This window comes from Trinickia acidisoli (assembly GCF_017315725.1).
Taxonomy (GTDB): domain Bacteria; phylum Pseudomonadota; class Gammaproteobacteria; order Burkholderiales; family Burkholderiaceae; genus Trinickia; species Trinickia acidisoli.
This window is the reverse complement of the sequence record NZ_JAFLRG010000001.1, coordinates 3,739,378-3,763,439: the sequence shown is the minus strand read 5'-3', so window position 1 is coordinate 3,763,439 and position 24,062 is coordinate 3,739,378. Positions and strand designations below refer to the sequence as shown.

Genomic DNA, 24,062 nt, shown 5'->3' with positions numbered 1-24,062 from the left:
ATCAACGCTCTTTTCGGTGGCGCATGAAACTCATCATCGGTAATAAGAACTACTCGTCGTGGTCGATGCGGCCTTGGGTCATGATGAAACAGATGGGCCTCTCGTTCGACGAGGTGCTCGTGCCGCTCGGCGAGGCCGATACGAAGGCGCGCATCCTCGAGCACTCGCCCTCGGGCCGCGTGCCGTGCCTCGTGACCGACGACGGTCAATCGATCTGGGAGACGCTCGCGATTCTGGAGACGCTGGCCGAGCGCTATCCGCAGCATGCGTTGTGGCCGAGCGATGCTGGCGCGCGAGCCCATGCGCGCGCGATCGCGTGCGAGATGCACGGCGGCTTCGTCGAGTTGCGCACGCAAATGTCGATGAACATTCGCGCGCATCGGCCCGGCAAGGGGGCGACGCCCGATGCGCTCGCCGACGTCGCGCGCATCGATGCGATTTGGAGCGAGTGCCTTGCGCACTACGGCGGCCCCTTCCTGTTCGGCGAAGCATTCGGCGCCGCCGACGCGATGTATGCGCCCATCGTCTCGCGCTTCATCACCTATGCGCCGCCGCTTTCGGACGCGGCGCGTGGGTATGTCGAGCGCATGAGCGCGTTGCCGGTGATGCGCGAATGGTTCGACGACGCGCGCAAGGAAACGCACCGCGTCGCCCGATACGAAGACGCATGAAGATCTACGCGGTAGGCGGCGCGATCCGCGATGCGTTGCTCGGCGTGGCCGTGTCCGATCGCGATTACGTCGTCGTCGGCGCGACGCCCGAGCAGATGGTGGCGCAGGGCTATCGTCCCGTCGGTAAGGACTTTCCGGTCTTTTTGCATCCGCAGACCCACGAGGAGTACGCCCTCGCACGCACGGAGCGCAAGACGGCGGCGGGCTATCACGGCTTCCAGTTCTACTACGCGCCCGATGTCACGCTGGAGGAGGATCTCGCTCGGCGCGACTTGACGATCAACGCGATGGCGCGCGAGGTCCGGCCCGACGGCGAACTGATCGGGCCCGTCATCGATCCGTTCGACGGGCAGGCGGACCTGCGTGCGCGGCGCTTTCGGCACGTTGGCGAGGCGTTCGTCGAGGACCCGGTGCGCATTCTGCGCGTGGCGCGCTTTGCGGCGCGATTCCACGATTTCACGGTCGCGCCGGAGACGCTCGCGCTGATGCGAACGATGACGCAGGCCGGAGAGGTCGATGCGCTCGTACCCGAGCGTGTGTGGCAGGAGATTTCGCGCGGGCTGACGGAGCGCAAGCCGTCGCGGATGTTCGAGGCGCTGCGCGAGTGCGGTGCTTTGGCACGCGTGCTGCCCGAGATCGACGCGCTGTTCGGCGTGCCGCAGCGTGCCGATTACCATCCCGAAGTCGATACCGGCGTGCATGTGATGATGGTCGTCGATTACGCGGCGGCGCGCGGCTACGCTTTGACGGTGCGTTTTGCCGCGCTCGCGCACGATCTGGGCAAGGCGACGACGCCTGACGACGTGCTGCCGCGCCACATCGGACACGAAACGCGCAGCGTCGATCTGCTGCGGCCGATGTGCGAGCGCTTGCGCGTGCCGAACGAGTGCCGCGATCTGGCGGTGCTCGTCGCACGCGAGCACGGCAACATTCATCGCGTGATGGAGATGGGTGCGCAAGCGCTCGTGCGGTTGTTCGAGCGCTGCGACGCGCTGCGCAAGCCGGCTCGCTTCGCGCAAGCGCTGCAGGCGTGCGAAGCGGATGCGCGCGGGCGGCTCGGCTTCGAGACCCGCGATTATCCGCAGGCGGAGCGATTGCGTGTCGCGTTGACGGCGGCGCGCAGTGTCGACGCGGGCGCGGTGGCTCAGGCATTTGCCGATCAGCCCGCGAAGATCAAGGAGGCCGTGCACCGGGCGCGTGTGAAGGCGGTGGGCGCGGCGTTTGAGGGCCCTGAAGCCGACTGACGGCATCAACGTCGATCAATGTTGATCGACGACAGCCGATATGCGCCGGAATCGATCGATGTCGATCGACATCGATCGACATCGATTCGCGCTTTCACATCCGATCCGCTCACAGCGTATGCGACCGATCCCCCCGCGCGAACGCATCGAGCGTGCCGTCTATGCCGCGCGAGAACGCGATCACCTTGAACAGTTCGCCCATCTCGGCCTCGGACAACAGCTTCTGCACCGCATTGGCAGCCGGCAAGAAACGGCTTGCGTCGGCCGGATCGATTTCCGATAAAACTTCGGTCACCCCCGCGTTCATCAGAAAGCGCGCCTGCGACGTATAGCCGAGCAAATCGGCTCCCGTTTCGACACCTGCTTCGGCGATGCGCGTGAATTCGACGTGCGCCGTGATGTCCTGCAACCCTGGGTAAAGAAACGGGTCGTCGTGCGCGCGGTGCCGGTAGTGGCACATCAGCGTGCCCTGTGTGCGCTGCGGATGGTAGTACTCGGCGCGCGGAAAGCCGTAATCGATGAAAAACGCCGCGCCGCGCTTGAGCATGGCGCAGATGGTGCGCGCAAACGCAGCGCCCGCCGCATGTGTTTCCGCGACATAGTCGATTGCCGGGTCGATCTCGGCATCGAGTTCCGCAAACAGCGCGGCGTCTTCCTTCGTCAATTGCACCGCGGGCGCATCGAGCGCACGCGCTTCGAAACGAAATGCGCCGGCCTCGCCTACGGCCACGCCGCGCGCATGCCAGATCCCGCCCGTGCGTGCATAGAGCTGCACCGGCATCGCATCGAGCACCTCGTTGCCGATTACTATGCCCTCGAACCGCTCGGGCAGCGCGTCGAGCCAGCGCACGCGCGAGGCTAGCTCGCCGCCGAGCGCTTCGATCGTTTCGCGCTGACGCTCGCGCAGCTCGCCCGATAGATCGACGATGGCATAGCTGTCGAGCGATACCCCGAGCGCATCGAGCGCCGACAGGATGCCTGCCGCGAGACGGCCCGTGCCGGCGCCGAACTCCATCAACTCGCGCGTGCCGCTCGCTTGCAGCGCCTGCGCGAGCGGACGGGCCAACGTTTGGGCAAAGAGCGGCGAGAGTTCGGGGGCCGTGACGAAGTCGCTGCCGTCCTCGGCGCGGCGGCCGAATTTGCGCGCGCCGCCGCTGTAGTAGCCGAGGCCGGGCGTGTAGAGCGCGAGCTCCATATAGCGGTCGAACGGCAGCCAGCCGCCGGCGGTTGCGATCTCGTCGCGGATGCGTGCGGCGAGATCGGCGCTCGCGGCGAGCGCATCGGCGGCCGGAACGGGTAAACTAGCGGGTTCGTGAGCATTTTGATTCATTCCGGCATTGTAAATGACCGCTTCCGTCGATCCTCGTCCTGACGCCGACGCCCAAGCGTCGCCCCCGCGCGTCGTGCTCGTGACGGGCGCGGCGCGGCGCATCGGGCGCGCGCTCGCGCTTGGCTTCGCGGCCAAGGGATGGGATGTCGCCGTCCATTACGCGGCGTCGCGGGACGAAGCCGATGCGGTCGTCGAGCAGATTCATGCGCTGGGCCGCCGCGCCGTGGCGTTGGCCGCCGATTTGGCGGTCGAGCGCGAGGCGGCGGGGCTCGTCGCGGCTTGCACGGCTGCGCTCGGGCGGCCCGCGTGCATCGTCAACAACGCATCGCGCTTCGTCGAAGACACGGCGCACGACGCCGGCTACGAGACGCTGCTCGCGCACATGGCCGTCAACGTCGGTGCGCCGCTCGTGCTGGCGCGCGCGCTGTTCGAGGCGACGCCCGACGCGGCGAACGAAGACGAAACACTGCGTAGCGTCGTCATCAACGTGCTCGACCAGAAGCTGTACAACCTGAATCCGGACTACTTGTCGTACACGCTGTCGAAAGCGGCGTTGCAAACGGCTACCGTGACGCTCGCGCAGGCTTTGGCCCCGAAAGTGCGCGTCGTGGCGATCGCCCCGGGGCTGACGCTGCAGTCGGCAGACCAAACGCCCGACGAATTCGCACAGGCGCATCGCGTGACGCCGCTCGGCCGCGCGTCGACGCCCGAGGACGTCGTCGCGGCGGCGTGCTACTTGGCGAATGCGCGCGGCGTGACGGGCGCGACGCTGGTCGTCGACGGCGGCCAGCACCTCGTGCCGCTGCCGCGCGACGTGATGTTTTTGACGCGCTGACGCGCACCGGCCCCGGCCCCCGCCGAACTGGGCCTTTCGCGCTCAAGCAGCGCATATTTTGATTGGAACGAATATGGTTGCCGCTCTCTTGCACCCCCGGCTCGTCGACTGCCGCAGGCTGTTTCTGCGCAATTACGAGGTTTACATCAACATCGGCGTGCACGAGTTCGAAAAGCGCGGGGAGCAGCGCGTCGTCATCAACGTCGAACTGTTCGTGCCGCTCGCGCAAACGACGCCGACGGAAGACAAGCTACACGAGGTCGTCGATTACGACTTCATGCGCGCGACGATCGCCCGCCGCGTCGGCAAGGGGCACATCCACTTGCAAGAGACGCTGTGCGACGACATCGCGGCGATGATGCTCGAGCATCCGCGCGTGCGCGCCGTTTCCGTGTCGACGGAAAAGCCCGACGTCTATCCCGACTGCGATGCCGTGGGTGTCGAAGTCTTTCGCATCAAAGAGGAAGTCGTATGAACGCGCCCGAGAGGATCGCGCCCGAAGGCGCGGCCGCCCAAGCCGACGTTGCAGCCGAGCTTGCGCAAGCCATGCCGGGCGAAGCGGCGGGCGATGCGCGCGAGCATCGCCCGCAGACCCGTCGTGAGCAAAAGGAAGCGTACGAGAACAACAAGCTGTTCAAGCGGTTGGCTCGGCTCGTCGGTCAAGCGGTCGGCGACTTCAACATGATCGAGCAGGGCGACAAGGTGATGGTCTGCATGTCGGGCGGCAAGGACAGCTATGCGATGCTCGACATCTTGCTGCGGCTGCGCGAGCGCGCGCCGATCGATTTCGACATCGTCGCCGTCAATCTCGACCAAAAGCAGCCGGGGTTTCCCGAGCACGTGCTGCCCGAGTACCTGAGAAGCGCGGGCGTGCCGTTCCACATCGAGAATCAGGACACGTACAGCATCGTCAAGCGTCTCGTGCCCGAAGGCAAGACGACGTGCTCGCTGTGCTCGCGGCTGCGGCGCGGCATCCTGTATCGCGTGGCCGGCGAACTCGGTGCGACCAAGATCGCGCTCGGCCACCATCGCGACGACATTCTGCAGACGACGTTGTTGAACCTGTTCTACGGGGGCAAGCTCAAGGGCATGCCGCCGAAGCTGCAATCGGACGACGGCAAGAACATCGTGATTCGGCCGCTCGCCTACGTGAAGGAAGTCGATCTCGAGAAATACGCGCAATTGCGTGCGTTCCCGATCATTCCGTGCAATTTGTGCGGTAGTCAGCCGAACCTGAAACGTGCGGAAATGAAGGCGCTGATCCGTGATTGGGACAAACGTTTTCCGGGGCGCGTCGAGAACATGTTCAATGCGCTCTCGAACGTCGTGCCGTCGCATCTGATGGATGCGACGCTGTTTCCGTTCGCGGGGCTGCGTGCGACGGGGCAGGCCGATCCGCTCGGCGACATCGCCTTCGACGACGAACCCTGCGCGACCGGAGCGACGGGCGAGGGCGACGAGTCGAGCGCCGCGCAGACGATTTCGTTCGTCCCGTTCGACGACCTTTGACGACGCGCCGGGGCCCCGGCGCGGCCGGCCGCGCGCGAGCCGGCGAGCCGCGCCGCACGGGCTTTGCGCGCCTGGCCGCATGTTAGAATCGCGCACTTTGTACCTACATTTTTCGCCGATGCCATGAACATCGTCATATTGGCTGCAGGCACCGGCAAGCGCATGCGCTCCGCGCTGCCGAAGGTGCTCCATCCGCTGGCCGGCCGGCCGCTTCTCTCGCACGTCATCGATACCGCGCGCGCGCTCGAGCCGGCGCGCATCGTCGTCGTCGTGGGGCACGGCGCCGAAGCCGTGCAGCAAGCCGTGGCCGCTCCCGACATCGCGTTCGTGCTGCAAGCCGAGCAGCTTGGTACCGGGCATGCCGTGCAGCAAGCGCTGCCGCTGCTCGATCCCACGCGTCCCACGCTCGTGCTCTACGGCGACGTGCCGCTCACGAAGCCGTCCACGCTCAAGCGCTTGGCCGATGCTGCCATTGACGGCCGCTACGGCATCTTGACCGTCTCGCTCGACGATCCCACCGGTTACGGCCGCATCGTGCGCGACTCGGGCGGTTACGTGACGCGCATCGTCGAGCAAAAGGATGCGACGCCGGAGCAATTGCGCATCGTCGAGATCAACACCGGCATCGTGGTCACGCCCACTGCTCAGTTGGCCATGTGGCTTGGCGCACTGAAAAACGACAACGCGCAGGGCGAGTATTACTTGACCGACGTCGTCGAACGCGCGATCGAAGCGGGCTTCGATGTCGTGACAACGCAGCCCGACGACGTATGGGAGACGCTCGGCGTCAACAGCAAAGCGCAATTGGCGGAGCTCGAGCGCATCCATCAACGCAACTTGGCCGACGCCTTGCTCGGCGAAGGCGTGACGATCGTCGACCCGGCGCGGTTGGACGTGCGCGGCACGCTTACATGCGGCCGCGACGTGTCGATCGACGTCAATTGCGTCTTCGAAGGTCAGGTGGCGTTGGCAGATGGCGTGACGGTCGGCGCAAACTGCGTGCTGCGCGACGCGACGATCGGCGCCGGCACGCGCATCGAGCCGTTCACGCACATCGAGGGTGCGCGTGTAGGCGAGCAGGCCGTGTTGGGGCCGTACGCACGGCTGCGGCCCGGCGCCGTGCTCGGCGACGAAACGCACGTCGGCAATTTTGTTGAAGTGAAGAATGCGACGCTCGGCCAGGGCTCGAAGGCGAACCATCTGACGTATATCGGCGATGCCGACATCGGCGCGCGCGTGAACGTCGGTGCCGGCACGATCACCTGTAATTACGACGGTGCGAACAAACACCGCACCGTGATCGAGGACGACGTCTTCGTCGGCTCGGATACGCAGTTCGTCGCGCCGGTGCGCGTGGCGCGCGGCGTGACGATCGCGGCAGGCACGACGATATGGAAGGATGTGCCCGAAGGCACGCTCGTGCTCAACGAGAAGACGCAAGTGACGCGCGACGGCTACGTTCGCCCCGTCAAGAAGAAAAGCTGAGCCGGCGTCCTGGCGCATGCGCTCCCGCACCGACGCGAGCATAAATGCGCCGCACGCTAAAAGAAAGAAGCATGACTTGCGAAAGGAAGAACTCTCATGTGTGGCATCGTCGGCGCCGTTGCGCAGCGTAATATCGTTCCCGTCCTTGTCGAAGGACTACGCCGCCTCGAATACCGCGGCTACGACTCATGCGGCGTGGCCGTGCTGACGAGAGGCGAACCGCGCCGCGCGCGCAGCGTCGCGCGTGTGGCCGACCTCGACGCACAAGTGCGCGAAGGACACCTCGAAGGCGTCACGGGCATCGCGCATACGCGCTGGGCCACGCACGGCGCGCCGGTTACCGGCAATGCGCATCCGATCTTCTCGCGCGATACCGTCGCGCTCGTGCACAACGGCATCATCGAGAACTTCGAATCGTTGCGCGAGATGCTGCGGGGCAAGGGCTACGAATTCGTGTCGCAGACCGACACCGAAGTCATCGCGCACCTGGTCCACAGCCTCTATCAAGGCAGCTTGTACGAGACCGTTTGCGAAGCCGTCAAGCAATTGCACGGTGCGTATGCGATTGCCGTCGTGCACAAGGACGAACCGCATACCGTGGTGGGCGCGCGGCAGGGCTCGCCGCTCGTCGTCGGCGCGGGGCAGGGCGAGAACTTTCTTGCATCGGACGCATTGGCGCTCGCGGGTAGCACCGAGCAGTTCATGTTCCTTGAAGAAGGCGACGTGTGTGAGTTGACGCAGGCCGGCGTGCGCATCAGCGATCGCGACGGCGCGAGCGTCGAACGCGAAATCCGCACGGTGCAAGCGTACGGCGGCGCGGTCGAACTGGGCCCGTACCGCCACTTCATGCAAAAGGAAATCTTCGAGCAACCGCGCGCGATTTCCGACACGATCCCGCCTGGCGACACCTTCGCACCGAAGCTATTCGGCGAAGCGGCGAGCGAGGCCTTCGCCGACATCGACGGCATCTTGATTCTGGCTTGCGGCACGAGCTATTACTCGGGATTGACGGCCAAGTACTGGCTCGAATCGATCGCGAAGATCCCGACGCAGGTGGAGATCGCAAGCGAGTATCGCTATCGCGAATCGGTGCCCAATCCGAGGGCGCTCGTCGTCGTCATTTCGCAGTCGGGCGAGACGGCCGATACGCTGGCGGCGCTCAAGCATGCGCGGGATCTTGGCCATCGGCACACGCTGGCGATTTGCAACGTCAGCACGAGCGCGATGGTGCGCTTGACCGAGATGCAGTTCCTAACGCACGCGGGCACCGAGATCGGCGTGGCGTCGACGAAGGCGTTCACGACGCAGCTCGTTGGGCTCTTTGTGCTGGCGGTGACGCTTGGCAAACTGCGTGGGCATGTTGATGTCGAGAAGGAAGCCGACTATGTGAAACGGTTGCGTCATTTGCCTGCCGCGCTCAACAGCGTGCTTGCGCTCGAACCGCAAATCATCGCGTGGTCGGAGGAGTTTTCTCGCAAGGAGAACGCGTTGTTCCTTGGGCGCGGGCTGCATTATCCGATCGCACTCGAAGGTGCGCTCAAGCTCAAGGAAATCTCGTATATCCATGCCGAGGCTTATCCTGCCGGCGAATTGAAGCACGGGCCGCTTGCGCTCGTGACGGAAGCGATGCCTGTCGTGACGGTTGCGCCGAATGATGCGCTGCTTGAAAAGCTCAAGTCGAATATGCAGGAAGTGCGTGCGCGTGGTGGGCAGCTTTATGTGTTTGCCGATGCGGATACGAAGATCGTGAATGAGGAAGGCATGCACGTGATTCGGATGCCTGAGCATTACGGGATGCTTTCGCCGATCCTGCATGTCGTGCCGCTGCAGTTGCTGGCCTATCACACGGCTTGTGCGCGCGGGACGGATGTCGATAAGCCAAGGAATTTGGCGAAGTCGGTGACGGTGGAGTGAAGAGGGCGGGCAGTCAACTAGAGTGCCCGTATTCGCACGTTCACGAGGTCCTCGCATCCGCGAGGGCGACCTTTACCTAACCAATCCACCTCGCAACTAACGGCCTTATCGCCTGGCGACATGGTCTACCGGCCACGCCCTCGTCAGCGAAGCCACTGTGTCTCATTAACCGACTCTTTCGAGACACATCCCAGCAGCCACAGGGTACCGTCTGGCAACGCCGGAGCGGCAGAGGTTTTATTTCTTTACCCCACCGGCAAGCCGCGCTACATTCCCCTGACAAGAAATTGAGAGAGATGGGGCCTTCGTGGAAGATAAACTACAACTGGTTTTCGAGAGCCTTGGCGATACACACCTAATCGATCGTCCACAGCTAGACACTTGTTCTAACGCCGCAAGAGTTCGTTTGGACGTTCACCACTCCTCGCCGGCCGAATTCCAGCTCGAGTCTCGCGGCGAGGCGCAGATCGTCGAACTTGACTGGACACCGGCCGACAGCCTTCTGAAGCGTTCGTACCTCAACGCTGACGACGCAAAGCGCGACGGGGCCTATGCAATTGCACTTGCTGCGGTCGAGTAGTTGGAGAATATGGTCGGAGTCGCGCGGTGCGAGACGAGGACCGGTGCGGATTACTATGTCATGGCCGTTGGAAGTGACCCTGAAAATTATCTCGAAGATGCCTATCGGCTCGAAGTATCTGGCTCCGATAGCGCAGAGACGGATGTTCGCTACAGACTGAAACAGAAACGTCAGCAGGCCCTGGACGGCAAGAGCAGTCTTCCGGCCTTTGCTGCCGTTGTTGGCTATCGCGTCAAACTCATCCTACTCGAACCAGCCGCATGACTTGGCTAACCTTTCACCGACAGAGTGAGGCGCTTGCGCAGAACGCGCACGAATCGTTGCGCGCGGGCAATATAGATGTCGCTAGACGACTGTTCTCGCAGGCGGCAGCGCTTGAGCGGCAGGCGCTTGATTCGGTGGCTCCCGACAAAAGCAAAACCCGCGGCATCACAGCCGTCAGCGCCGCGGCGCTCTACTACAAGGCTGGTGAGTTCGACAGTGCGTGTCAGCTCGCGTATCACCAGTTGGGCGGCAGCGCTCTGCCTGCTTTTGCGCGTGCTCAACTCGAAGAACTTGTACAGACTGTGTACAACGAACGCGAGAAGGAAAAATACGACGTCAGTTTCTTGCCCGGAATGGTTAACGTATCGGTGAAAGGTGGCGATGTCCTGCGAGGGGCCGCTCCGCTTGACCTCATTGTTGATCGAGTAAAGACCATTCAGGCTATGTTCTTTCGAGTTATCGAATGGACAACGGCACGGCCCCATCGAAAAGGGCCCCCGACGAAGGATGTCAGTCAGCTCTTTCAGTCGTGGCTATTGCAGGACGTGCCAGGAAGCTTTCAGTTCTCGGTCGCGATTAAAGCAAGCACGCAGCTTGAAATGTTCGAGAAGCAGAATCCCGGTGCGTCCGATGTTGCTCGACAGTTTCTCAACATCGTACAGACCATCTCTACTGACGAGACTGGCGATGCGACCAAAGTGCTTATCTCCGATGACGCCTATCGCACCACGTTCCGCAAGCTAGTTCGCAATCTTTCGCCCACAGGCAGGGAATTTGAGAGCCTCGAGTTCCGCTCGGCCGGTGTCGAAGACGCACCGCGTATCAATGCAATCGCACGCACGAAGATAGCCAAGGTCATTCGTGCCGAGCAACCGGCGCCCGTTGCCGGTGAGACATCGGTGGAGCTGACGGGCAACCTCCGTGCTGTGGACCTCAACGACGATTGGCTGAAGATACATGTGCCCGACCAAGGAGAAGAAAGGGTCTCAGGTGTGTCGCAGCAGGTGGATGACGTGATTGGACCTATGGTTAATCGGCAGGTGCTTGTCCGAGCTGTGCGCGGCAAGTTCGGAAGTCTACGATTCATTGATATCGAACTCATTGCCGAGCCAAATAGGCGAGGAGTTGATGGATGAATGCGCCGGGGCTGCTTGATGCCGACGAATTTCGAGAGTAACCGCTAGGCTTCAACAAAAAAGGTGTGACGTGTGGAGCAGTAAGCCTTATCGACAGCCAACATCTATCCCCAAATCACCTGCATGTTCGGCCCGCAGCGGTAACGTATCCGCTCATGACAGTCTAAATCGACAACAGGCTAAGCGATCGGCTTGGCCGCTAGCGCGCCGTTTGCTCGGCATGTAACGTCGTCTCGCGTCGCGGCGGCGCGTTTAGCTTCGCAGGCCCAGACGCAGACTCGTATCGTTGGTTCAGCATAATCTGCCTGCCCGGTATCGTTCTCTGATTGCAGAGAACGATGGTGTGTTTGATGAACGATATAGATCCGGCCGCCGGTAGCGGTGGCCCGTCTGCTCGGGACGACGACACTCGAGACGCGTTACCGAACGTTCAAAAACCATCGCCAGCCACCACCTCCGGCGGGTCGGAAGTCCTGACTTCGTTGTCGCGGCGTCCCAAACGCAATCAGGTGCGACTGCCGGATGCAACGACAGCCGACTATCACCATGCGACGCCCGAACAATTGCTCGCCGGTGCTCGCCGCCTAGTGGGCAAGCATTTTGACGAGGCGGCGTTGGTCGAAGCGCTGCGCAAATCATCAGATAGTCCGCAGGCGCGCTTTCAGGCGTTCCGGGATGCTGTACTAGATCGTGCACTCGTGCTGCCGACAGGTGCAATGAAGATTGTCGGTCACGGAGGTGACCATGCTGTCTATACAAACATAGAGGGCGCCCCGCAAAACGTGGTCAAGATCAGCAGATTCTCGATCAGCCGATTTGTGACAGGCGGCCTGCTTTTTGGGCGTAAGCACCTCACGACGACCGTCGTAGACGACGGCGAGAAGCGACATCAAAGTGGTGCCCATCATTTTCGATTTGATGGACATCACCGTGACAGAGCCAGAAGGCAAGCCGGGTAGCCGCAAGGGACGCCCGAATTATGATCGCGAGTTTCGACGCCGACTTGCCGCTGCGGCATGCGAGCCCGGTGTGTCGGTGGCGAAGCTGGCGCGAGACAATGGCATCAACGCGAACATGCTGTTCACCTGGCGCAGCCGCTATCGCGCGCAATTGCAGGCCGAAACGACGCCCCTGATTCCCGTGGCGGTAGTTCATGAGACGCCGCCGGCGCGCGTGGCGATGTCGGCGCAAGCATCCGGCGTTGACCATCGGACACCGCGAAATGGGACGATCGAGATTCGGATCGGTAGCGCGCTCGTCAAGGTCGACGGCGCCGTCGACGCCGAGACGCTGCGGCTCGTTCTGGGGAGCCTGCAATCGTGATCTCGCTGCCCACGGGTACACGCGTCTGGCTGGTGGCCGGCGTCACCGACATGCGCTGCGGATTCCAAGGGCTGGCGGCGAAGGTGCAGACGGCGCTCGAAGACAATGCGTTGGGCGGCAACGTGTTCATCTTCCGGGGCCGGCGCGGCGATCTCGTGAAGCTCATGTGGGCGACCGAAGACGGGCTCTGGCTTCTTGCGAAGCGGCTCGAGCGTGGGCGCTTCGTGTGGCCACAGGCCGATGGCGGCAAGGTCCATCTGACGGCGGCGCAATTGTCCATGTTGCTCGAAGGCATCGATTGGCGGCAACCGCGTCGCACCGCTGCACTGTCGATGTTGTAAACCGAGCAGAAGGCTCGTAAACTGCGCCGCATGTCGAACGGCGCCGAACTTCCTGACGATGTTCAAACGCTGCGAGCCTTGCTGCTCGAGGCTCGTGCTCAGCTTGCCGAGCGCGATCTGGAGATCGAGCAGCTCAAGGCGCAGCTCGACAAGCTTAGGCGCATGCAATTCGGCCGCAAGTCCGAGCAGTTGGACCGGGAGGTCGCACGGCTGGAAACCGCGCTTGAGGACCTGACGGGCGAGCGCGGCGTCGCTGATGTGCGGCGCGCCCGCCAATCAAGCGCGGGCACGCCTGTGGGCGACGCATCGCCGAAAGAAGCTCTGCCGCCGCATCTGCCACGCGAAGAACGCGTACTGGAGGCTGACGCAACGTGTCCGAAGTGCGGCAGCGCAATGCAGCCGCTCGGAGAGGACGTGTCCGAGCAGCTCGCCCGCGTCGCGGCGATGTTCAAGGTGATTCGCACGATCCGGCGCAAGACGGTTTGCCCGTGCGGTCACCACTTCTCGCAGCCGCCGATGCCCGGCCTGCCGATCACGCGCAGCATCGCCCATCCGAGCCTGCTGGCCGACATCCTCGTCTCGAAGTACGCTGACCACACCCCGTTGTACCGGCAGTCGCAGATTGCCGCGCGCGACGGCGTGAAGCTCGACCCCGCCAGCATGGGCCGCTGGGTCGGCCAGTGCGAGGCCCTTTGCGATGCGCTGACCGAGGCACTGCGCCGCTACACGGTGGCACCGTCGAAGCTGCACGCGGATGACACACCTATCCCGGTACTCGAGCCGGGCAAGAAGAAGACGAAGACTGGGCGCCTGTGGGTGTATGTGCGCGATGACACCCGTTCGGGCTCGACCGAACCGGCCGCAGTGTGGTTTGCTTACTCGCCGGACCGCAAAGGCATCCATCCCCAGACCCATCTGGCCGGATTCGAGGGTATCTTGCAAGCGGACGCCTACAGTGGCTTCAACGAACTGTACGAGAGCGGCAAGATTCGCGAGGCGGCATGCTGGGACCACGCGAGACGGTACATATACGACGTGCATGCCCGAACGCCGACCGAGGCGACCCGGGAGGTGCTCGAGCTGATCGGTGGACTTTACGCGATCGAGGCCGACATCCGCGGCAAACCCGCCGCGCAGCGGCTTCGCGTGCGGCAGGAGAAAAGCATCCCGCTGCTCGCGGCCATCAAGACGTGGATGACGGACAAACTCGCGACACTGTCGAAGAAATCCGACCTTGCCAAAGCGATCCGTTACTCGCTTAACCAGTGGGATGCCCTCGTGCTGTACTGCGAAGAGGGGCGTGCCGAAATCAGCAACGCCCTGGCCGAAAACGCGCTGCGCTGCGTGAGTTTGGGACGTAAGAACTTCCTGTTCGCAGGCTCCGATAGCGGGGGTGAGCGCGCTGCCGCGATGTACAGCTTGATCGGCACGTGCAAGCTCAACGCCATCAACCCGCGCGCTTACCTCGAATACGTGCTGACCCATATCGCTGATCACCCCATTAACCGCATCGACGAATTACTACCCTGGAACGTAGCAAGTAAGCTGCCGGGCAAGCCTTGCTCGCCTGCCTCCACGGGCTGATTGCCAGCGGGCGAACCCGAGCGCCCGATACCCAATCATGCCTCACGTGCGCGCCGCATTGCGAACGGTCTTCGCGAGGTGCTTACTTTTGGGCGCACAGCCAATACGGAAATGCCGCAGAAATTGTGGGACGAAGCTCGGGCAACGGCGCGGAGTGAGGACGAGAAATATCGGGTAATGGCCGGATACTTTCCAGAAGGATCAATGCCTCCGCAAACGACCAGGGTGGAACTGGTTGCATTACGGGGCGAGACGTTGGACCTTCTGCGACATAGGGATGTCTTGCCCGATCCGCGTCGCGGGTGGCCGCAACTGGATCATTCGGCGATCTATCACGTCCCGGCAATGATTCGCATACAGCGTTTGATCCCCGCGGCGGCGGAGCGAGACAACCCACACTTCAGTCTCAGCATGCGCTTTTTGGAGGGCCTCGACGCTGATGAGTCGCCGCGCCTTTATTCGGTCGCCAACGATAGCTGGGTATTGAATCGGCGCGGTGACTTCGACAAGGAAGCGTTCAAGCACGTCGTGCACGGAACGCAGCTAGAAAGGCTGCATGAACTCACTGAGAGCGATCCTAAACTGCGCGAGAACGTTCGGGACTTTGTCGCGCGTCTTATCGACTACAGCAATGAGACGCGCATGTTGACGGACTTTGGGGGCGATGGGAATGTTGTCTTTGACGGGGCCTCTTACCATTTGATAGATGCGTTCTACGGAATGCCGAACGTATTCGACGATGCCGAGCGGGCGCTCGGACAAATTGGCAGAGGGGAGGCCATTTCTCCACAAGATCGAAACAAAACGTTCTTTTCGGTCAACTATATTCGAGCATTGAATGCGGTTGCCCATGCACTCGGGATCGAGAAGCGCGTCGAACTCGTCAGGTCTGGAAAGGGGCACCAGGAGCCGAATTGGGACCACGTTCGATCGGCGCTACGACCGCCTGATCCAAGCGTGAAAAAGGAGTCGAGCAGCGGAGAGAGCGCTGCTGTTTTCTTCCCGGTGCCGTTTCAACCTTGGTGACACAAACCCAATTCACGACGGCAACTTGGAATGAAAACCCATTTCTGGCTCTTCGATGACTACCCAATCGATCGTTTCCTGAACATTCGATCCGGATTTGCGCTTCTGTGTAACCGTGCAAAGCCAGTACAGTCCCATGAGCATGGGCGTGAACTCTGCGGACCAGGAGAGAAAACTCAATACCTTCTTCTGGCCGGGTACGAGCAAAGCAAGGCGCTTGGTGAATTCGCTTTCGTCGACGATAAGCTTCGTTCGGCCGAACAACTGCTCGCTGATCGGCTGACGCAAGACGGCGTTCAATCTATTCGGCGCCGGAAACAATTCGCCTTTGGCGGCGAATTCGTTCTGAATCAGATCATGGACGGCATCGCTGAATGCGCGCAGTGAAAATGGCGGCTCCAGCCGCTCGCGATTCCTCGGCCGAAGTTAAGCATCGAGGAAGGCCTCCTCCCGGCCACCGAACGACATGTTGTGATGCGTGAACATGTCGTGGATTTGATCGCGATCGATGAGCAGCTTCAACGTCCACAGGAAGAGGCTCTTGCCCGTCGCTTGAGGGCCGACGATGACCGTCAGATCGCCGAATGCGACGTCGGCATGCGCGATCGGGCCGAAACGCTTGACGGTCAGCCTAGGTCGCTTTGATTTCGGCAATCTGAGGTCCTCGTCTCATTGATCGACGATGAATAGCGAGGCTCGATTCTACCCTGCCCATAAACAGGGTTACGGATAGGCTCGCGACCCTAAACAGCCGCGAACACCACCGCACCTTGATTGCCAACCTCAGTGAAGAACCGCATGAATCGATACACTTCTCCGTCGATGTTCAGTTCGTTGAAACCGGACCCTGTGGCTTCGAGAATGGCATCGGCGACGTCGTTCTGAATCACCCCGCACTGTGGGAGGTTCTCGTCCGGTAGGGTTACGTCGCCGACGTATAACGTGCTCGTGCCGCTGCTTCGGCTTTTCACCATGACCAGGTGGGCACCTTTATCCAGGGCGAGCTCCAAGTACTCCGATAGAGTTGCCATCGCCTCCACGTTGGATGCGACGTGATGTCCAGAAGTCGACTTCATTGCGCCCCCCGAATTTTCGACACCTGCTAGCCATCCTACTCCACGGAGTGTCCATCTGCGTGGGCGAAGGTACGGGTCCTCCGGGTTTACGATCGCGCTGCGCGAGCGAGGAGGTGACGGGGTTCGTCGTTGTGCCCGTTGAGGGTATCGGGCACCGTGAAGATCCGCCGAACACCGCCTGCCCCCTCACCCATGTGTAAAGAAAAAACGCGTGAGATGGAAGAAGACCGGCGCCGCAAGACAAATGCTGTCCACCCGATCGAGCATGCCGCCGTGTCCGGCGATCATGTCGCCCCAATCCTTCGCGCCAAGCGAGCGCTTCACGGCGGACAAGACCAGCCCACCAGTGAAGCCGCACCCCACGGTCACGGCCGACATCAACGCGGCTTGCCAAACGTTGAAGGGCGTCAGGCCATGCAGCGCAGTACCGAGCGCGATCGCGAGCGCGCCACCGCCTATAAGCCCTTCCCATGTCTTTGACGGACTAACGAGCGGGGACAGCTTGTGCTTGCCCCACAGCTTGCCGCACACGTATTGAAATACGTCGCTCGATTGCACCACCAGCAGAAAAAACAGCAGTAGCGGCCCGTTGTTGCCGAAGTAGTGCGGGAATTTCAGCAGCAGGATGGCCGGCGCATAGCTCAGCGAGTAGACGCAGACCATGAGCGCCCATTGGATCTTGGCTGTCCGTTCGAGAAAGTCGGCCGTATCCTGCGAGAACGCCGCGGCCGCAGCCAGCACGAGGAAGGCGTACACAGGAATAAAGATGGCGAACAGGCCGTACCAATGGAACACCAGCAGTAGGTACTGCGCGGGCAAGGCAACGTAATAAGTTAGAACGAGCGACCAGTAGTCCGATGGTTTGGTCGGCGTGAGTGCAAGGAATTCGCGCAGCGCGAAGAACGAGCACAAGAAGAACAAGGCGATGGTTGCGTTCGCGCCAAGCCATAGCGCGGCTGCTACGACTGCGATCATGACCCACCATGCGGAGATTCGCGCATTCATGTTGACGATCGTCGCGTTGCCCGGGCCATAGCTTGCTCGCAGGATGGTGCCGGTCGCGGTGAAGGCGCTCAGCAGCGCCAGAATTCCAATGAGCGTGATCCAGAAGACGTGTGGCATGACTATTCCTTATCCCTTGACGGTGTTTTGCAGGCGCACTACGGCATCGCGCGCTTCGATGAGGAACGTGTCTTTGTTATCGCTCGCGGCGCGGGGGATTTCACTGCCGAACGACACATGACAACTGATCGGAACCGGCAGCACCGCGCCCTTGGGCATCGCGCGTGCGAGGTTGGATAAATGCACCGGTACGAGGGCGACGTCGGGAAACTGCCGGGAGAGCCAGTAAAGCCCGCTCTTGAACGGCGCGATCTCGCCGGTGAGGCTGCGCGTTCCCTCCGGGAAGAGGATGAGCGACGAGCCGAATGTGAGTGCATCCTTCACGCGTTCGAGTGGATCGTTGCCGCTCTCGCGTTGGCGTTCGACGAAGACGACGTTGAGGATGCGGTTCGCGATGAAGCGCCGCATCGGCGACGAATCCCAGTAGTCGCGCGCGGCGATGGGCCGGGCATGAATGCGAACCTCGGCCGGCAATGCCGCGAGGATGGCGAGCGTATCGACATGGCTCGCGTGATTGGCGAAGTAGATCGTTTGGCGAGGACCCGGCCGCGCCGCGCCATAGCGGCCATGCGCGCCCACGATCAACCGCACCATGGCCAGCAGCCAGCTTTGCAGGATGCTATGCATGGTTGGCTCCGCCGTTGGCTTCGTGCAAATCCCGAACGATTGCCCGCGTGCGGGTGACGCAGGTCACGGCGCTGCCGGCCGCGATGATCGAAAGCGCGACGAACAGGCCAATGTGATGGCGGTGGAGCAGCGTTTCGGCCGCGGTTGCCGCGCATGCGAGCGAGAGCAGCGCCATGCGGTGCTGCTTGGCCATCGGGCCGATGAATCGCTGTGCCAGGCCGACGGCGCCGCCGAAGACTCTCACATACGCCGTGAGTGCGGCCAAGAGGGCCGTGGCCCAGCCGAGGGATGGCATCCCGACCGCATATCCCGCGGCGGCAAGCAGCAAGCTATCGGCCAGCCGGTCGGGAAATTCGTTGTAGAGCGCGCCGACGACGGATTTTTTGCCGCCTTCGACAGCAACGAGTCCGTCGATTACGTTGCACAGCAGGCGTAATTGGATGCACGCGATGGCGACGATCATCGCCCAAATGCTATTGGGGCGCAGCAATGCGGCCGCACCGATTGCCGCGAAGATGACGCTCGCGCTCGAAATCTGATTGGGTGTGACGGCGCTTCGGGCAAGCATGCCCGCCGTCGCAAGAATGGCCCGGTTCGATCTGGATTTGATGGGCCGGCGGCTTTCGTTCATTGTTTTCCTCGGTCTCTCTCGTTGACGTCTTGACCGAGGATGAATCGCTATTTCGCCACCCCGGCCGGCTGGATCGAGCGACATGAGTCGCTCGATTGCTTTCCGCAACCGGGGCATATTTTATACAGACAATTCGGAATGTCTTGGTGTGATGCCGTCATTCGGACGGTGGGAATGCACGCGCTAACTCGCGTTCAATTCGCCGTCCCATCGGGCGGCTCATCGGGCGGCTCATCGACGCCTATGACGCCAACGCCTCCGTAATCGCCTCGCACAGCTCCTTCGGCGCGAACTTCGCGACGTACCCGTTCGCGCCCGCGTTGCGCACGTGCGCTTCGTTGGCCGATCCCGTCAGCGACGAATGAATGATGACGGGAATATGCTTGAGCCGATCGTCCGCCTTGATCTTGCGCGTGAGCATGAAGCCGTCCATTTCGGGCATTTCCAGATCGGTGATGACGAGCGCGATCTTGTCGCGCGCGCGCACCTTTTCTTTATCCGCTTCATCCGCGTAGCGCTGCAGCATTTGCCATGCTTCCTCGCCTGTCGTGGCGATCACGTGCGGGGCACCGATCGCGGTCAACGCCTGGTCGAGCAGCGTACGCGCAAACGCCGAATCGTCGGCCGCCAAGATCTTCCCGCCACTGGCGTAATGCATCTCCGCGCTCAGCTCGGCCTTGTTGACGTCGCGATGCTGTTCGGGGAATACGTCGCGCATGACCTGCTCGACGTCGAGCACCTGCGCCAAGCGAAGTTCGCCCGAATCGCCGTTGAAGCGCGCAATGCTCGTGATGTAGCCCGCGCCGCCGGCGCACTCGGCCGGATGCACTTGGCTCCACTCGAGCCGCACGATGTCGTCGACGTCTTCGACGGCGAACGCTTGCGTCGTCCGCGCGAATTCGGTGATCAGCAAGATGTTCGGCTCGCGCGACGGCGTATTGCCCGTCAGCTTGCACAGATTGATCACCGGAATGATCTGGCCGCGAATATCGATCGCGCCGATGACGGAGTCGGGTGCGCCCGCAATCGGTGTGATCTCGCGATTCGTGATGATCTCGCGCACCTTGAAGACGTTGATGCCGTACAGCGCCGGCGCCGTGCCCGGGCGCGCGTGCCCCAGCCGAAACAGGAGAAGTTCGAACTTGTTCTTGCTCGTGAGCTGCGTGCGCTCATCGTGCGTGATGTCGTGGCTAGACATGCGTGCCCTCATATGAAATCCGACTGGCCTTTCCGCAGCGTATTGCTCGGAACGTGCCATCAATCTGGTTGTCGGCCGCGCAGAGCAAAAGCTAAGGGCGCGTTACATTTTTCGCGATGCGGGAAAAACAGGGTTGAATTCAGGCGGCGAGCGCCGGCTAGCCGGGTAGGCGCGCGGGAGGGCGAGCCGGGTCGATTCGGCCTAATTCGGCCCGATCTCGCCCGTTTCTCATTGGGTATCGCTTGTTTTTCGCTCGTCTCCCGTGCGCAAGAGGCCGCGTTACTGCGCCGCGTCGGCCTCGCACTTCTTCACGAACGACGTTTTAGCCGCGCCGGCGAGCGGTTTGCCGTTCGAGCCGACGGCCTTGCTTTCGCAAGCGGTTTTGGCCGAACGCATCGCATCCGCCTGGCATTTCTTCATAAAAGACGTCTTCGCCGCACCGGCAAGCGGCTTGCCGTTCTTGCCGATCGCCTTCGCTTCACAGCTTCCCGACGCGGATGCGGTCGCGGCGGTCGACGAGGCTTGAGCGTGTGCCATGCTCACCGCAAACATGCCAGCAATCGCAGCCAAGACAAATTTGTTCAACATGACCATCCCTCCTGAAGTGGCGTGAAGCGGAACGCTTCTTCCCGTTAACGGTGCTCAACCGCGATGGTTGACGGCCATTGCCCTGATTCGGCAGATCAGTGTTCGCTATGCGGTTCGCCCGCTTCGATCAGACGTTCGACGCGGCGATCGGGGACGAGCCAAAGCAACGCCGTGCCCGCGAAGAACGCGAGGCCGATGCTCGGATAGCCAACCCATGCCGCGGCGATGCCGAGTAGATACAGGAGCGGCGACGCCTTGCTCTTCGCCCCCTTGCCGATCGCCCGCGCGAGCAGGCTGTCGGGACCGTGGTGGCGGATGAGGCCGGTTTGCAAGATGGCCCACGCCAGCGCGCAGGCGAGCAGATTGATGCCGTAAAGCACCGTCGGCCAGCGGGCGAAATGATTCTCGCCCATCCATCCCGTGCTGAACGGCAGCAGCGATAGCCAAAACAGCAGATGCAGATTCCACCAGAGAATCGCGCCGTTCACGCGGCGCGTGGCCTGCAGCATGTGATGGTGGTTGTTCCAATAGATACCGACGTAGACGAAGCTGAGCACGTAGCTCAGCGCGACGGGCCAAAGCTGCGCGAGCGCCGCCAGGTCTTCGCCGTGCGGCACTTTGAGTTCGAGCACCATGATCGTGATGATGACGGCCATTACGCCGTCGCTGAATGCTTCCAGGCGGTTCTTTTCCATCGCTATCGCTGGGTCGTCGGTACGGGGCGCGCTCATTGTCGGTCGATCGGCGGACGAACGCAAAGGCTTAGCGTCGCCGTTCAGGCGCGCCCAGGTTGACTTTCCGTCCTGGCCCCGCATAGAATTGCGCGGCCCATATTCCTGCGAGGCTTGCGTCTTGGACACCTGCAGTAGTCGCTTTTCGAGCAGTTCTACGGCCTGACAGGCACGACTTACGCGCTAGCTTCCTTAGCCGCCGTCCTGCCTTCGGGTGGTCGGTGCGCATCGTAGTCATATTTCCCGTGCACCCTTTATGCGTCTCGGCGCGCATGCGTTCTCGCATGGCATCGAGGCTTCGCCGCGAGCCTCGGCTCGCGTGGGTGAATGCATCCGCGCCGGGCGTGCGGCTCGCTCGGCGCGAGCGTTATTTCAACGTCATCCCTATGATTTCCGATTTCGTTTGGCGGCTGCTGGCCGCATTCGCCTGCGGCGTGGCCATTGGTCTCGAACGCCAGATTCGTCAACGCACGGCGGGATTGCGCACGATCACGCTCGTCGCGAGCGGCGCCGCATTGTTCGTGACGCTCGGCATGCTGGCCGGCAACGGGGCGGACGGCGTCACCCGGATCGCGGCTTATGTCGTCTCCGGCGTGGGCTTTCTCGGCGGCGGCGTCATCATGCGCGAGAAGGGTTCGGTGCATGGCATCAATACCGCCGCGACGCTGTGGTGCTCGGCGGCCGTCGGCGTGCTGTGCGGATCGGGCCATTACGCGCCCGCCATCGCCGGAACGGCGATCGTACTCGTCACCAATACGGTGCTCAGGGAGGTCAGCCAGATGATCAACGCGACGCCCGTCTCCGCCGCCGATTTGGTGCGCCAATACGTGCTGACCGTCGTATGCCGAGAAGAGGACGAAATCCACGTGCGCGCGATTCTTTGCAATCCGATGTCGTCGGCGCCGCTCTCGTTTCAGAGTCTCATGAGCCGCGACGTGACCGATCAGCCGCAACGTGTCGAGGTGACGGCGACGTTGCGCTTGCATCCGAAAGATCAATCGAAGCTCGAACTGTTGGCGAGCCGCTTGAGCATGGAAAAGGGCGTGTCGAGCGTCAGTTGGGCTGGGCTCGAGACCGAGCCGACGCTCGAATGATAGAGTGCTCGCTTTGCCGCCTACCGTTCACTGTCGCGTTTGTGTGAGCGTCATCGCATCGCCATGTCGCAGTCGTCGCCGCCTTTCGCCGTCAACCTACGCAAGACATGCCGCGCGCTCGCGGGATGGGGGCCCGGCCTGCTCGTGATGCTGGCCGACTGCGATGCCGGCAACGTCGTGACAGCGGCGCAAAGCGGCGCGCAATGGGGCATTCGCCTGCTGCCGCTGCTGCTCTCGCTTGCCGTATTGCTCTATATGGTCCAAGCGCTCTGCGTTCGGCTGGGGATCGTTAGCGGTCGCGGGTTCGGCTCGCTCGTACGCGAGCGGTTCGGGCCCGGATGGGCGGCGATGACGGCTGCCGCGCTCGTCGTGGCGGTGATGAGTTCGCTCGTGACCGAATTCACGGGCATCGCCGGCATCGGCGAAATGTATGGCGTGCCGCGCGCCGCGTCGCTTTCGCTTGCCGCGGTCTTGCTGCTGGCGGTGGTGCTGACCGGATCGAGCAAACGCGTCGATCGCGTTGCGATGTTCATCGGGTTGTTCGAACTGGCGTTTTTTGTCGTTGCGTGGCGTGCGCGGCCCGATTGGCCCACGCTCGTGCGGCAATTGAGCGATCTGCCTGTGCGGCATGCGCAGTTCGCCTATCTTGCCGCTGCGCTGATCGGCGCGACGTTCAATCCTTGGATGATTTTCTATCAGCAGGCGGCGATTGCCGATGAGCGACGATCGCTGTCCGACTTTCGGTCGGCGCGCGTCGAAACCGCTGTCGGTGCGGTCCTGACGCAATTGCTGACGGGGGCCGTGCTCGTCGCGGCGGCGGCGACGTTGCCGCAGTGGGGCGGTTCGTTAGGACTGCAAAGCGTTGGCGAAATTGCCGCGGCGTTCTTCGGCGTCGCCGGCGAGGAGGCGGGTAGGCTGATTTTCAGCGTGGGCGTGCTTGGCGCTTCGCTCGTGGCCGCGATCGTTTGCTCGCTCGCGCTCGCATGGGGGCTCGGCGAAGTGGCCGGCTATCAGGGCTCGCTCGAAGCGCCGCCTACGCGCGCGCCGTGGTTTTACGGCGTCTATGCCGTAGCCGTCGCGAGCAGCGCCGGCCTTGTCGGGTTCATGCCCAATCTCGTGTCGGTCAATGTCGCGGCGCAGGTCGTCAATGCGCTGCTGCTGCCGTTCGTGGTCGGGCCGCTGATCGTGCTCGGGATCGTGGCGCTGCCGGCGGCCCATCGTCTGCGCGGCGTCTATCGATGGGCAGTCTGCCTCTGCGCGGCGGCCGCTTGCGTGGCCGGGATCGTCGGGGCTGCCGCGGGCTGGTTCGCCTAGCGATAGCGTCCGATCACGGCACGCGCACGGCGGCGGCATCGATCAGTACACCTAACGATCGTCATCGTGTCCGCTTCCCCCCGCGGATGCCGTGCACCCTATCAAACTTGATGGGTATATCGAGCCGTCCCTTTTTGTTAAATTAGCTTAAACAAGATAAACATCGCCTGAGCGATCCGAGCGCGGCCACGTGGTTTCGGCGCGCGTTCTCGCTCGGCATTACGGCTTTCGCGACGGCGCACCGTCGCGTCACCCCATGTCGGCGCCGTTGCCGGCATCCCGCAGGAGATCCTGCATTTCATTATTTAGGAGTCCGAAATGGATGATGTATCGCGCTACTTCGAAGCACCCGACGCCGCACGCATGCCTGTGAAGATCGGCGCCTGGTAAGGCGCTTCGGCATAGAAACAAGGAGGGGGACGTCCCCCTTCGAATTGGA

General features: G+C 62.4%; 27 protein-coding genes. 18 read left to right on the top strand and 9 right to left on the bottom strand.

All coding sequences use genetic code 11. The features are described 5' to 3' along the window. Window positions 1-23: 23 nt before the first annotated feature. Both J3485_RS17270 and J3485_RS17265 read left to right on the top strand, forming a co-directional pair. Window positions 24-671, top strand: coding sequence for a glutathione S-transferase family protein (locus J3485_RS17270; protein WP_206955076.1), 648 nt, complete (start codon window positions 24-26; stop codon window positions 669-671). Continuing rightward, a complete protein-coding gene (locus tag J3485_RS17265) occupies window positions 668-1,915 on the top strand; it encodes a multifunctional CCA addition/repair protein (protein WP_206955074.1) in 1,248 nt (415 codons plus the stop codon). The genes J3485_RS17270 and J3485_RS17265 overlap by 4 nt, the downstream gene beginning before the upstream one ends. A 109-nt stretch (window positions 1,916-2,024) precedes the next feature. Here J3485_RS17265 and J3485_RS17260 read toward each other — a convergent pair whose 3' ends face one another. After that, complete coding sequence (locus tag J3485_RS17260; RefSeq protein ID WP_206955065.1) at window positions 2,025-3,245, bottom strand: class I SAM-dependent methyltransferase; 1,221 nt, start codon at window positions 3,243-3,245, stop codon at window positions 2,025-2,027. Window positions 3,246-3,258: 13 nt separating this feature from the next. Here J3485_RS17260 and J3485_RS17255 point away from each other — a divergent pair, with 13 nt between their 5' ends. From J3485_RS17255 to J3485_RS17190, 14 genes are all read left to right on the top strand, one after another. Beyond that, window positions 3,259-4,080 (top strand): SDR family oxidoreductase, encoded by an 822-nt coding sequence (locus tag J3485_RS17255; protein WP_206955063.1) that lies wholly within the window; start codon window positions 3,259-3,261, stop codon window positions 4,078-4,080. A gap of 73 nt (window positions 4,081-4,153) precedes the next feature. Then, window positions 4,154-4,555 carry a dihydroneopterin aldolase gene (locus J3485_RS17250; protein ID WP_206955060.1) on the top strand — a complete coding sequence of 134 codons (402 nt, stop codon included), beginning with the start codon at window positions 4,154-4,156 and terminating at the stop codon, window positions 4,553-4,555. Next, entirely contained in the window at window positions 4,552-5,589 is a 1,038-nt protein-coding gene (gene ttcA, locus J3485_RS17245) for a tRNA 2-thiocytidine(32) synthetase TtcA (RefSeq protein WP_206955057.1), read from the top strand. Before J3485_RS17250 ends, ttcA begins: the two co-directional genes overlap by 4 nt. 123 nt (window positions 5,590-5,712) lie before the next feature. After that, window positions 5,713-7,074 (top strand): bifunctional UDP-N-acetylglucosamine diphosphorylase/glucosamine-1-phosphate N-acetyltransferase GlmU, encoded by a 1,362-nt coding sequence (gene glmU, locus J3485_RS17240; protein WP_206955049.1) that lies wholly within the window; start codon window positions 5,713-5,715, stop codon window positions 7,072-7,074. 96 nt (window positions 7,075-7,170) lie between these two features. Continuing rightward, window positions 7,171-8,988, top strand: a complete 1,818-nt coding sequence (gene glmS, locus J3485_RS17235; RefSeq protein WP_206955040.1) for a glutamine--fructose-6-phosphate transaminase (isomerizing) — start codon at window positions 7,171-7,173, stop codon at window positions 8,986-8,988. Between the two features lie 406 nt (window positions 8,989-9,394). Beyond that, window positions 9,395-9,568, top strand: a complete 174-nt coding sequence (locus J3485_RS17230) for a hypothetical protein (protein WP_206955032.1) — start codon at window positions 9,395-9,397, stop codon at window positions 9,566-9,568. Between the two features lie 60 nt (window positions 9,569-9,628). Then, window positions 9,629-9,832 carry a hypothetical protein gene (locus J3485_RS17225; protein WP_206955030.1) on the top strand — a complete coding sequence of 68 codons (204 nt, stop codon included), beginning with the start codon at window positions 9,629-9,631 and terminating at the stop codon, window positions 9,830-9,832. Beyond that, the gene (locus J3485_RS17220; RefSeq protein WP_206955028.1) at window positions 9,829-10,968 is read left to right on the top strand and encodes a hypothetical protein; all 1,140 of its coding nucleotides are present in this window, start codon (window positions 9,829-9,831) and stop codon (window positions 10,966-10,968) included. The genes J3485_RS17225 and J3485_RS17220 overlap by 4 nt, the downstream gene beginning before the upstream one ends. A gap of 350 nt (window positions 10,969-11,318) precedes the next feature. Next, window positions 11,319-11,927, top strand: a complete 609-nt coding sequence (locus J3485_RS17215; RefSeq protein WP_206955026.1) for a hypothetical protein — start codon at window positions 11,319-11,321, stop codon at window positions 11,925-11,927. After that, complete coding sequence (gene tnpA / locus J3485_RS17210) at window positions 11,899-12,291, top strand: IS66-like element accessory protein TnpA (RefSeq protein WP_309477022.1); 393 nt, start codon at window positions 11,899-11,901, stop codon at window positions 12,289-12,291. The genes J3485_RS17215 and tnpA overlap by 29 nt, the downstream gene beginning before the upstream one ends. Next, the gene (tnpB, locus tag J3485_RS17205; RefSeq protein ID WP_206951009.1) at window positions 12,288-12,632 is read left to right on the top strand and encodes an IS66 family insertion sequence element accessory protein TnpB; all 345 of its coding nucleotides are present in this window, start codon (window positions 12,288-12,290) and stop codon (window positions 12,630-12,632) included. Before tnpA ends, tnpB begins: the two co-directional genes overlap by 4 nt. Before the next feature lie 30 nt (window positions 12,633-12,662). Next, entirely contained in the window at window positions 12,663-14,216 is a 1,554-nt protein-coding gene (gene tnpC, locus J3485_RS17200; protein ID WP_206951010.1) for an IS66 family transposase, read from the top strand. A gap of 225 nt (window positions 14,217-14,441) precedes the next feature. Continuing rightward, complete coding sequence (locus J3485_RS17195) at window positions 14,442-15,242, top strand: hypothetical protein (protein WP_206955023.1); 801 nt, start codon at window positions 14,442-14,444, stop codon at window positions 15,240-15,242. A 30-nt stretch (window positions 15,243-15,272) separates the two neighbouring features. Beyond that, complete coding sequence (locus J3485_RS17190; protein WP_206955021.1) at window positions 15,273-15,629, top strand: hypothetical protein; 357 nt, start codon at window positions 15,273-15,275, stop codon at window positions 15,627-15,629. Between the two features lie 39 nt (window positions 15,630-15,668). On the opposite strand, the gene J3485_RS17185 is transcribed toward J3485_RS17190, so the two are convergent. The 8 genes from J3485_RS17185 to J3485_RS17150 all read right to left on the bottom strand — a co-directional run bounded on the left by J3485_RS17185 (window position 15,669) and on the right by J3485_RS17150 (window position 21,179). Continuing rightward, window positions 15,669-15,896 carry a hypothetical protein gene (locus tag J3485_RS17185; RefSeq protein ID WP_206955020.1) on the bottom strand — a complete coding sequence of 76 codons (228 nt, stop codon included), beginning with the start codon at window positions 15,894-15,896 and terminating at the stop codon, window positions 15,669-15,671. An 89-nt stretch (window positions 15,897-15,985) separates the two neighbouring features. Next, window positions 15,986-16,318 carry a hypothetical protein gene (locus tag J3485_RS17180; protein ID WP_206955017.1) on the bottom strand — a complete coding sequence of 111 codons (333 nt, stop codon included), beginning with the start codon at window positions 16,316-16,318 and terminating at the stop codon, window positions 15,986-15,988. 186 nt (window positions 16,319-16,504) lie between these two features. Continuing rightward, window positions 16,505-17,440, bottom strand: a complete 936-nt coding sequence (locus J3485_RS17175) for a phosphatidate cytidylyltransferase (protein WP_206955015.1) — start codon at window positions 17,438-17,440, stop codon at window positions 16,505-16,507. Window positions 17,441-17,449: 9 nt separating this feature from the next. Beyond that, window positions 17,450-18,067 (bottom strand): lysophospholipid acyltransferase family protein, encoded by a 618-nt coding sequence (locus tag J3485_RS17170; RefSeq protein WP_206955012.1) that lies wholly within the window; start codon window positions 18,065-18,067, stop codon window positions 17,450-17,452. Next, window positions 18,060-18,698, bottom strand: a complete 639-nt coding sequence (locus tag J3485_RS17165; protein ID WP_206955004.1) for a CDP-alcohol phosphatidyltransferase family protein — start codon at window positions 18,696-18,698, stop codon at window positions 18,060-18,062. The genes J3485_RS17170 and J3485_RS17165 overlap by 8 nt, the downstream gene beginning before the upstream one ends. A 241-nt stretch (window positions 18,699-18,939) precedes the next feature. After that, window positions 18,940-19,896, bottom strand: coding sequence for a chemotaxis protein CheV (locus tag J3485_RS17160; RefSeq protein WP_206955001.1), 957 nt, complete (start codon window positions 19,894-19,896; stop codon window positions 18,940-18,942). 279 nt (window positions 19,897-20,175) lie between these two features. Further along, entirely contained in the window at window positions 20,176-20,484 is a 309-nt protein-coding gene (locus tag J3485_RS17155; protein ID WP_206954998.1) for a hypothetical protein, read from the bottom strand. 95 nt (window positions 20,485-20,579) lie between these two features. Then, window positions 20,580-21,179, bottom strand: a complete 600-nt coding sequence (locus J3485_RS17150; protein WP_206955851.1) for a TMEM175 family protein — start codon at window positions 21,177-21,179, stop codon at window positions 20,580-20,582. A 422-nt stretch (window positions 21,180-21,601) separates the two neighbouring features. On the opposite strand from J3485_RS17150, the gene J3485_RS17145 reads away from it, so the two are divergent. Both J3485_RS17145 and J3485_RS17140 read left to right on the top strand, forming a co-directional pair. Continuing rightward, window positions 21,602-22,309 (top strand): MgtC/SapB family protein, encoded by a 708-nt coding sequence (locus J3485_RS17145; RefSeq protein WP_206955850.1) that lies wholly within the window; start codon window positions 21,602-21,604, stop codon window positions 22,307-22,309. A 63-nt stretch (window positions 22,310-22,372) separates the two neighbouring features. Then, window positions 22,373-23,623, top strand: coding sequence for an NRAMP family divalent metal transporter (locus J3485_RS17140; RefSeq protein ID WP_206954995.1), 1,251 nt, complete (start codon window positions 22,373-22,375; stop codon window positions 23,621-23,623). Window positions 23,624-24,062: the final 439 nt, after the last annotated feature.